Source organism: Micromonospora sp. NPDC000663, from assembly GCF_042898105.1.
Classification (GTDB): Bacteria; Actinomycetota; Actinomycetes; order Mycobacteriales; family Micromonosporaceae; genus Micromonospora.
This window is the reverse complement of the sequence record NZ_JBIAYR010000006.1, coordinates 352437-359962: the sequence shown is the minus strand read 5'-3', so window position 1 is coordinate 359962 and position 7526 is coordinate 352437. Positions and strand designations below refer to the sequence as shown.

The window sequence follows — 7526 nt, the reverse complement described above, 5'->3', positions numbered from 1 at the left end:
CGGCCAGTCCGGGGTATAAATCATAATTGGCACTGGCTTTACAAGCACCCTGTTGAGTTCTCAAAGAACAACCACACACCGAACCAAACACCACACTCAGTGGCACCCGTTTCGGGGCAACCGCTCAAACTTACTTGGTCGAACTTTCATTGTCAACCTCGTATCCGAGGTGATCAATACTTGTTCGCCCGGGCCCACGATGACGCACGCCGTATCCGGCGGTCGCTACTGTCGTGGGAAGCCGCAGACCGGCCGATCGCCGCTTCGCGGCTCTCCGCCCGGCTCCTGCCGGCTTCCGAACTCTACCCGGTCGGCTTCGCGTTCGCAACCCCGTACCCGAGGTGTTCCGCACCGCCCGATCCTCAGTCTCGCTCGGCGTTCCCGCCACGAGCCTGGCGCCCGCTCTCGGCCGGTTTGTCCGGCCTCCCCCGTGCAGAGAGAAAGTTACGCGGACGGCCCGGAGAAGGCAAATCAGGGTTCATCACTGGTTCGGGCGATCCCGCTGCAGGACTCGTCGGCCCACCCGGCGACGCGGGACGGCCGGGCGTGCCAGAGTGTCAGGCATGGATGACTCCGGGCCTCGCACCACGGTGGTCGCCGAGGAGGCGCTGCTGGGTCTCCTCCTGCCGTTCTGGCAGGTGGTGATCGGCGCGGTCGTGCTTGTCGTCCTGGTGCTCTCGGTCGGGCGGCTGGCCCGACGGGGTCGATCGCGGATGACCACAGCGCTGCTGGTCACCGCCGCGGCCATCGCAGGGCTCGCGGTGATTGGCGTACTGCTCGAGGGCTGAGGGCTCAGAGCCGGCGGTTGGCCAGGCTGGGCAGTTCACTGCGGATGACCGCGAGCCGGTCGAGATCAAGGTCGGCCGCCACCACCCCCGGCCCGTCCGGCAGTTGCGTGAGGACGGTCCCCCACGGGTCGACCACCATGCTGCGCCCGAAACAGGTGCGGCCGGGCTCATGGTCGCCGGTCTGACCGGCAGCCGCCACGAAACACTGGTTCTCGATCGCCCGGGCCCGCAACAGGACCTCCCAGTGATCCCGGCCGGTGTGCATCATGAACGCCGCCGGGACCACAAGCAGCTGGGCGCCGCCGTCGGTGGCCAGTGCCCGGTACAGCTCCGGAAAGCGCAGGTCGTAACAGATCGACAGACCCACCCGCAGACCCTCGACGTCGACCACCACCGGCTGCGTCCCGGGTGCCACGGTCGCCGACTCCCGGTAGGAGACCCGACCCGGGATCTCCACGTCGTACAGGTGGATCTTGCGGTAGCTCGCGGCCAGGCTGCCGGCCCTGTCGAAGACCAGCGAGGTGTTCCAGGTGCGCTCCGGGTCCGGCCCGGCCTCGTGGAACGAGCCCGCGATCACCCACATGCCGAGCCGGCCGGCCACCCCGGCGAAGAAGCTGCCCACCTCGCCGTCGACCGGCTCGGGCTCCGGCAGCCCGGCGGCAGGGCCGAGATAGTCGACGTACTCCGGAAGGACGGCGAGATCCGCGCCGCCGGCGGCGGCGCGTTCCAGCAGGACCTCCGCGGCGGCCAGGTTGGCCTTGCGGTCATCCCGGGCGTTCAGCTGGCAGACGGCGACGCGCATGAGCCCAGGGTACGACCGCACGGGCCAATGGGGACAGCGTCAGATGCTCGCCAGCACCAGCGCTCCGGCGGCGAACCCGAGCCCGGCGACCTGGACCGGGCGGAGCCGTTCCCTGTCGACGGCGAGTGCGAGCAGCACCGTACTCGCCGGATAGAGCGCGGCGATCGCCGCGATGATGCTCAGGTGACCTCGGGACGCCGCACCCAGGAACAGCGCGTTCGCGGCGCCGTCGAGCAGGCCGGCGACGGCCGCCCAGACCAGTACGCGCCGGCCGAGCCGCAGGCGGACGCCGGTGCCCGCGGCCAGCGCGAGCCCGAACGCTATCGAACTGACCCGCAACGCCGCCACCGGCCACATGCCGGCGCTCTCGTCGGCCTGGCCGAGGAGCACGAAGAAGACGCCGAAGAGCGCCCCGGCGGCGAGGGCGAGCCCGACCAGCCGGGTCGGAGCGGCTCGCCGGCCGCCACCCTCCCCCAGGCTCACAAGCGCGATGGCAAGCACGGCGAGGCCCGCTCCGGTCAGGGCCGGGCCGCCCGGGAAGGTAGCCGTGAACAGGCCGGCGATGATCGGCACCACGGCGGCGGTGATCGCGGTGATCGGCGCGACGACGGCCATCATCCCGCCGGCGAGCGCGCGGTAGAGGAGCATGACCCCGGCCGCGCCTGCCACCCCCGCGGCGAGCCCCCAGACGATGTCCCCGGTCGTCGGGGTGCCGGGCACCAGCAGCACCAGGACGACCAGCAGCGGGACGCTCAAGAGCTGGGAGACCACTGTCACGGCGATCGGGTCGGCACGGCGGGAGGCCTTCCCGCCGGAGAAGTCGGCGGCACCGAACGCGATCGCGGACACTGCGGCGAGGACAATGGGAAGCATCTGTCTGTCGTACCATAATAGTGACCGTGGGGGATAGTTTAATGACCGACACCGGGGGCGACCGGGTGGGCGCGGTGACATCCGCGGTCGCCCGGCAGGTACGCGACCTACGGGCCGCCCGAGGCTGGTCCTTCGAGGAGCTGGCCGGCCGGTCCGGAGTGAGCAAGGGGATGCTCGTACAGATCGAGGGCGCCCGGACCAACCCGAGCGTCGGCACCCTCTGCCGGGTCGCCGACGCGTTCGGCGTCAACATCGCCCACCTGCTCGAACCGGCCGAGGAACACACCGTGAAGATCACCCCCGCCGCCGAGGTGCCCCTGCTCTGGCAGGGCGAGCACGGCGGCACCGGCCACCTGTTGAGCGGACTGGGCGAACCGGACCTCGTCGAGCTCTGGGACTGGCGGATGGCGCCCGGAGAGACCCACCGCTCCCTCGACCACCCGCGCGGCACCCGGGAGGTGCTGCACGTGCTGGACGGCGCCGTGGTCGTCCGGGTCGACGGGCAGGACCACCCCGTCCGCGCCGGCGAGACCATCGAATTTCACGCCGACCGCGAGCACGGATACCGCAACGACACCGACCAGCCGACCCGGCTGATGATGGTGACCGTCACCCCGTCGGGCGAGTGGGACCGCCGAACGCGATCACGCCGGCCGCGTCAGGAGTGAGCGACCGGCGTGACACGGGGAGGATCAGGCCGACTTCTCCTCGCGGTCCCGCCGGGCCCGACGCCCGGTGAACTCGCGCGGAACGATCGTCGGGTTGACGTTCTCCAGGACCACCTCGCGGGTGATCAGCACCCGGGCGGCGTCCGGGTTGCTCGGGACCTCGAACATCGCGGAGAGCAGAACCTCCTCGATGATGGCCCGCAGACCACGGGCACCGGTGCCCCGCAGCATCGCCTGATCGGCGATCGCCTCCAACGCCGGCTCGTCGAACTCCAGCTCGACACCGTCCAGCTCGAAGAGCCGCTGGTACTGCCGCACCAGCGCGTTGCGCGGCTCGGTGAGGATGCGCACCAGGGCGCTGCGGTCCAGGCTGCGCACGTTGGTGATCACCGGGAGCCGGCCGACGAACTCGGGGATCAGGCCGAACTTGAGCATGTCCTCCGGCATGACCTGGCTGAAGATGTCATCGGTCGACCGGTCGGACACCGACCGGAGCCGGGCGCCGAAACCGGTGCCGCCCTGGCCGGTGCGGGACTCGATGATCTGATCCAGACCGGCGAACGCACCACCACAGATGAACAGCACGTTCGTGGTGTCGATCTGGATGAACTCCTGGTGCGGGTGCTTACGACCGCCCTGCGGCGGCACGTTCGCCACAGTGCCTTCCAGCATCTTGAGCAGCGCCTGCTGCACACCCTCGCCGGAGACGTCCCGCGTGATCGACGGGTTCTCCGACTTACGGGCGATCTTGTCGACCTCGTCGATGTAGATGATGCCGGTCTCGGCGCGCTTGATGTCGTAGTCCGCGGCCTGGATCAGCTTGAGGAGGATGTTCTCCACATCCTCACCGACGTAGCCCGCCTCGGTGAGCGCCGTAGCGTCCGCGATGGCGAACGGGACGTTCAACATCCGGGCGAGCGTCTGCGCCAGGTGGGTCTTGCCGCACCCCGTCGGCCCGAGCAGCAGGATGTTGGACTTGGCCAGCTCGACGGCGTCACTGCCGGAGCCCGGCGCACCCGCCGCCTCGGCCTGGATGCGCTTGTAGTGGTTGTAGACCGCCACCGCGAGCGCCTTCTTGGCCTGATCCTGCCCGACGACGTAGTTGTCGAGGAACTGGCAGATCTCCATCGGCTTGGGAAGCTCTTCCCACTTCACCTCGCCGGACTCGGCCAGCTCCTCTTCGATGATCTCGTTGCAGAGATCGATGCACTCGTCGCAGATGTAGACCCCAGGGCCCGCGATGAGCTTCTTCACCTGCTTCTGCGACTTGCCGCAGAAGGAGCATTTCAGTAGGTCGCCGCCGTCACCGATCCGTGCCACCTACGTTCTCCCTGCACTCATCGGCCGGAGACCCGGCCCTGACCTGCGGACGCTGCGCGCCGCCCGGCTTGGTTCGCCACACCGGCCCAACCGGCGAAGCGGTACGGACCCGACGTTACCCGCTGGCGGGACATTCTCCGACCCCCAAAACGGGTGTGTCAGAGGTCGGCCGGGAACGAACGCCCCGGCCAACCCCTGACCCGGTACTGATTCAGCTGGCCGCGTTGGCCGCCAGCAGACCCTTCTTGCGGCTGGTCAGGATCGTGTCCACCAGCCCGTACTCCTTGGACTCCTCGGCCGTCATGATCTTGTCACGGTCGATGTCCTTGCGGACCTGCTCGATCGGGCGGTTGCAGTGGCGGGACAGCATGTCCTCCAGCTGCGTCCGCATCCGCAGGATCTCCCGAGCCTGGATCTCGATGTCCGAGCCCTGCCCGTAGCCGCCCTCGGTGGCCGGCTGGTGGATGATGATCCGCGAGTTCGGAAGAGCCATCCGCTTACCAGGCGTACCCGCCGACAGCAGCACCGCCGCCGCGCTGGCGGCCTGCCCCAGGCAGACCGTCGAGATGTCCGGACGGACGTACTGCATGGTGTCGTAGATCGCCGTCATGGCCGTGAACGAGCCACCGGGCGAGTTGATGTACATGATGATGTCGCGGTCCGGGTCGGTGCCCTCCAGCGTGAGCAGCTGGGCCATCACGTCGTTCGCCGACGCGTCGTCCACCTGCACACCGAGGAAGATGATCCGGTCCTCGAAGAGCTTGTTGTACGGGTTCGACTCCTTGACCCCGTACGACGTGCGCTCGACGAACGACGGCAGAACGTAGCGGTTGTGCACGGCCGCGAACTGGGGCGGCAAGCTCAGATCGGTCATCGTCAGCTCCTCAGCTCAGGGTCCCGGCGCCATCCGGAACCTGAGCGGCCCCGATGATCACCTTGTCGATGAAGCCGTAGTCCATGGCCTCCTGGGCGGTGAACCAACGGTCCCGGTCCGAGTCCGCCTCGATCTGCGACTGGCTCTGGCCGGTGTGGTGCGCGACCCGCTCCTGGAACATCCGCTTCGTGTAGAGCATCTGCTCCGCCTGGATGGCGATGTCGGACGCCGTACCGCCCAGACCGCCGGACGGCTGATGCATCATGATCCGGGCGTGCGGCAGCGCGTACCGCTTGCCCTTGGTGCCGGCGCAGAGCAGCAGCTGGCCCATCGAGGCCGCCATGCCCATCGCCACGGTCGACACGTCGTTGTCGATGAACTGCATGGTGTCGTAGATCGCCATGCCGGAGTAGACCGAGCCACCCGGCGAGTTGATCCACAGGTTGATGTCGCGGTCCGGGTCCTCCGCGGCGAGCAGCAGCAGCTGCGCGCAGATGCGGTTGGCGACCTGGTCGGTCACCTCACTGCCCAGGAAGATGATGCGTTCCTTGAGCAACCGGTTGTAGACCGAGTCGTCGAGGTTGCCAATGGAGTCGCCACCGCGCGCGTCAATCGCCCGGAGCGACTTCTTGGGGATGTGCATGTCGGTCATGGCAGCCCTTCGCTCTCCGTACCGTCTTTCCCGACACTAACCGCTGTGCGGGGCGGCAGAGTCCCGGTCGGGGCACTGTTCGCTCTCAGCGCAGCTGTGTCAGGCGCACCCGCGGCGCGGGCGTCCGGGCGTACCCCGGAACGGATTCGGCCGCCGCCCACCGCGCAGCGGCGGACGGCGGCCGCACCCGACGATCAGTGCTCGTGGTTGTGCTCCGCCTCGTTGGCGGCGCGCAGCGCGTCCAGGGTGACCTCGTTGCCGGCCGAGTCCTTGATCGTGATCCGCTCCATGACGGCCGCGAGCGCCTTGCCCCGCCGCACGTCACCGAAGACCGCGGCGGCCGCGCCGGAGCGCACCAGCTGGTCGTAGTACTGCTGCGGAGCCATGCCGGCGCGCTGCGCCCGGTGCACGATCTCGTGCCCGAACTCGTCGTCGGAGACCTGCACGTCCTCCGCGTCGGCGAGCGTGTCCAGCAGGAGCTGCACCTTGACGCCCTCGGTCGCCGCCTCGGTCAGCTCGGTGTCGATCTGCTCCTCGGTCTTCTCCTCGGCGGCCAGGTACTCCTCCAGGGAGGCGCCGATCCGCTCGAGCTGGTCGACCATCGCCTGCTTGCGGCTGGCGACCTCCTCGCGGACGACACCCTCCGGCGCCGGCACGTCGGCGGCCTCGACGAGCTGGGCCAGGGCCTTGTCCCGGGCGGCGTAGATCTGCTCGACCTGCTTGCCCTGGGTGACCCGCGCCCGCAGGTCGCCGCGCAGCTCCTCGATCGTGTCGAACTCGCTGGCCATCTGCGCGAACTCGTCGTTCAGCTCCGGCAGCTCCTTCTCCTTGACCGTGCGCACGGTCACCGCCACCTCGGCGTCCCGGCCGGCGAAGTCGCCGCCGACCAGCTGGGTGGTGAAGGTGGTGCTCTCACCGGCGGCGAGACCCACCACGGCCTCGTCCAGGCCCGGCAGGAGCTGCTTGCTGCCCACCTCGTGGGAGATGTTGCTGGCCTGGCCGCCCGGCACGTCCTCGCCGTCGACCGTGGCGTTCAGGTCGATCTGCACGTAGTCGCCCTCGGCGGCGGCCCGCTCGACCGTCTTGAGGGTGGCGAACCGCTCCCGCAGGTTCTTCACCTGCTCGTCGATCTCGCTCTCGTCGATCTGCAGCTCGTCGACGGTCACCTCGATGGTGCTCGCGTCGGGCAGCGTGATCTCCGGACGGACGTCGACCTCGGCGGTGAAGTTCAGCGAGTCACCGTCGTTGAACTCGGTGATCTCGACCTCCGGACGCCCCAGCGTCTTCAGGTCGTGCTCGCGTACCGCGGCCATGATGTTCTCCGGGATGGCGTCCTGGACCGCCTCGTTGAGGACGGTCCCCCGGCCCACCCGCTGGTCGATCACCGCGGTCGGCACCTTGCCCCGACGGAAGCCGGGAACCTGGACCTGCGAACCGATCTCCCGGTACGCCTTCTTGAGGCTCGGCTCGAGCTCGACGAACGGCACCTCGATGGCGAGCCGCACGCGCGTCGGGCTCAGAGTCTCGACGGTGCTCTTCACAGGCGTAC

8 protein-coding genes are annotated in these 7526 nt (G+C 69.0%); 2 read left to right on the top strand and 6 right to left on the bottom strand.

Annotation, left to right across the window (positions count from 1 at the left end):
- The first annotated feature begins 563 nt into the window (after window positions 1-563).
- On the top strand, window positions 564-788 hold the full coding sequence (locus ACFY1S_RS22250) for a hypothetical protein (RefSeq protein ID WP_364373437.1): 225 nt from the start codon (window positions 564-566) through the stop codon (window positions 786-788).
- Between the two features lie 4 nt (window positions 789-792).
- Here the strand turns inward: ACFY1S_RS22250 and ACFY1S_RS22245 are convergent, their stop codons facing one another.
- A complete protein-coding gene (locus ACFY1S_RS22245) occupies window positions 793-1590 on the bottom strand; it encodes a carbon-nitrogen hydrolase family protein (RefSeq protein WP_387121071.1) in 798 nt (265 codons plus the stop codon).
- 39 nt (window positions 1591-1629) lie between these two features.
- On the bottom strand, window positions 1630-2463 hold the full coding sequence (locus ACFY1S_RS22240) for an EamA family transporter (protein WP_387121068.1): 834 nt from the start codon (window positions 2461-2463) through the stop codon (window positions 1630-1632).
- Window positions 2464-2504: 41 nt separating this feature from the next.
- Between ACFY1S_RS22240 and ACFY1S_RS22235 the strand changes: the two genes are divergently transcribed.
- A complete protein-coding gene (locus ACFY1S_RS22235; RefSeq protein WP_387121065.1) occupies window positions 2505-3131 on the top strand; it encodes a helix-turn-helix domain-containing protein in 627 nt (208 codons plus the stop codon).
- Window positions 3132-3155: 24 nt separating this feature from the next.
- Here the strand turns inward: ACFY1S_RS22235 and clpX are convergent, their stop codons facing one another.
- The 4 genes from clpX to tig form a co-directional block, all read right to left on the bottom strand.
- Window positions 3156-4451 carry an ATP-dependent Clp protease ATP-binding subunit ClpX gene (clpX, locus tag ACFY1S_RS22230; protein WP_139588132.1) on the bottom strand — a complete coding sequence of 432 codons (1296 nt, stop codon included), beginning with the start codon at window positions 4449-4451 and terminating at the stop codon, window positions 3156-3158.
- Window positions 4452-4662: 211 nt separating this feature from the next.
- On the bottom strand, window positions 4663-5325 hold the full coding sequence (locus ACFY1S_RS22225; protein ID WP_121652300.1) for an ATP-dependent Clp protease proteolytic subunit: 663 nt from the start codon (window positions 5323-5325) through the stop codon (window positions 4663-4665).
- A 10-nt stretch (window positions 5326-5335) separates the two neighbouring features.
- Complete coding sequence (locus ACFY1S_RS22220; protein WP_007464111.1) at window positions 5336-5977, bottom strand: ATP-dependent Clp protease proteolytic subunit; 642 nt, start codon at window positions 5975-5977, stop codon at window positions 5336-5338.
- 194 nt (window positions 5978-6171) lie between these two features.
- Window positions 6172-7518 (bottom strand): trigger factor, encoded by a 1347-nt coding sequence (tig, locus tag ACFY1S_RS22215; RefSeq protein ID WP_387121062.1) that lies wholly within the window; start codon window positions 7516-7518, stop codon window positions 6172-6174.
- Between the last annotated feature and the right edge of the window lie 8 nt (window positions 7519-7526).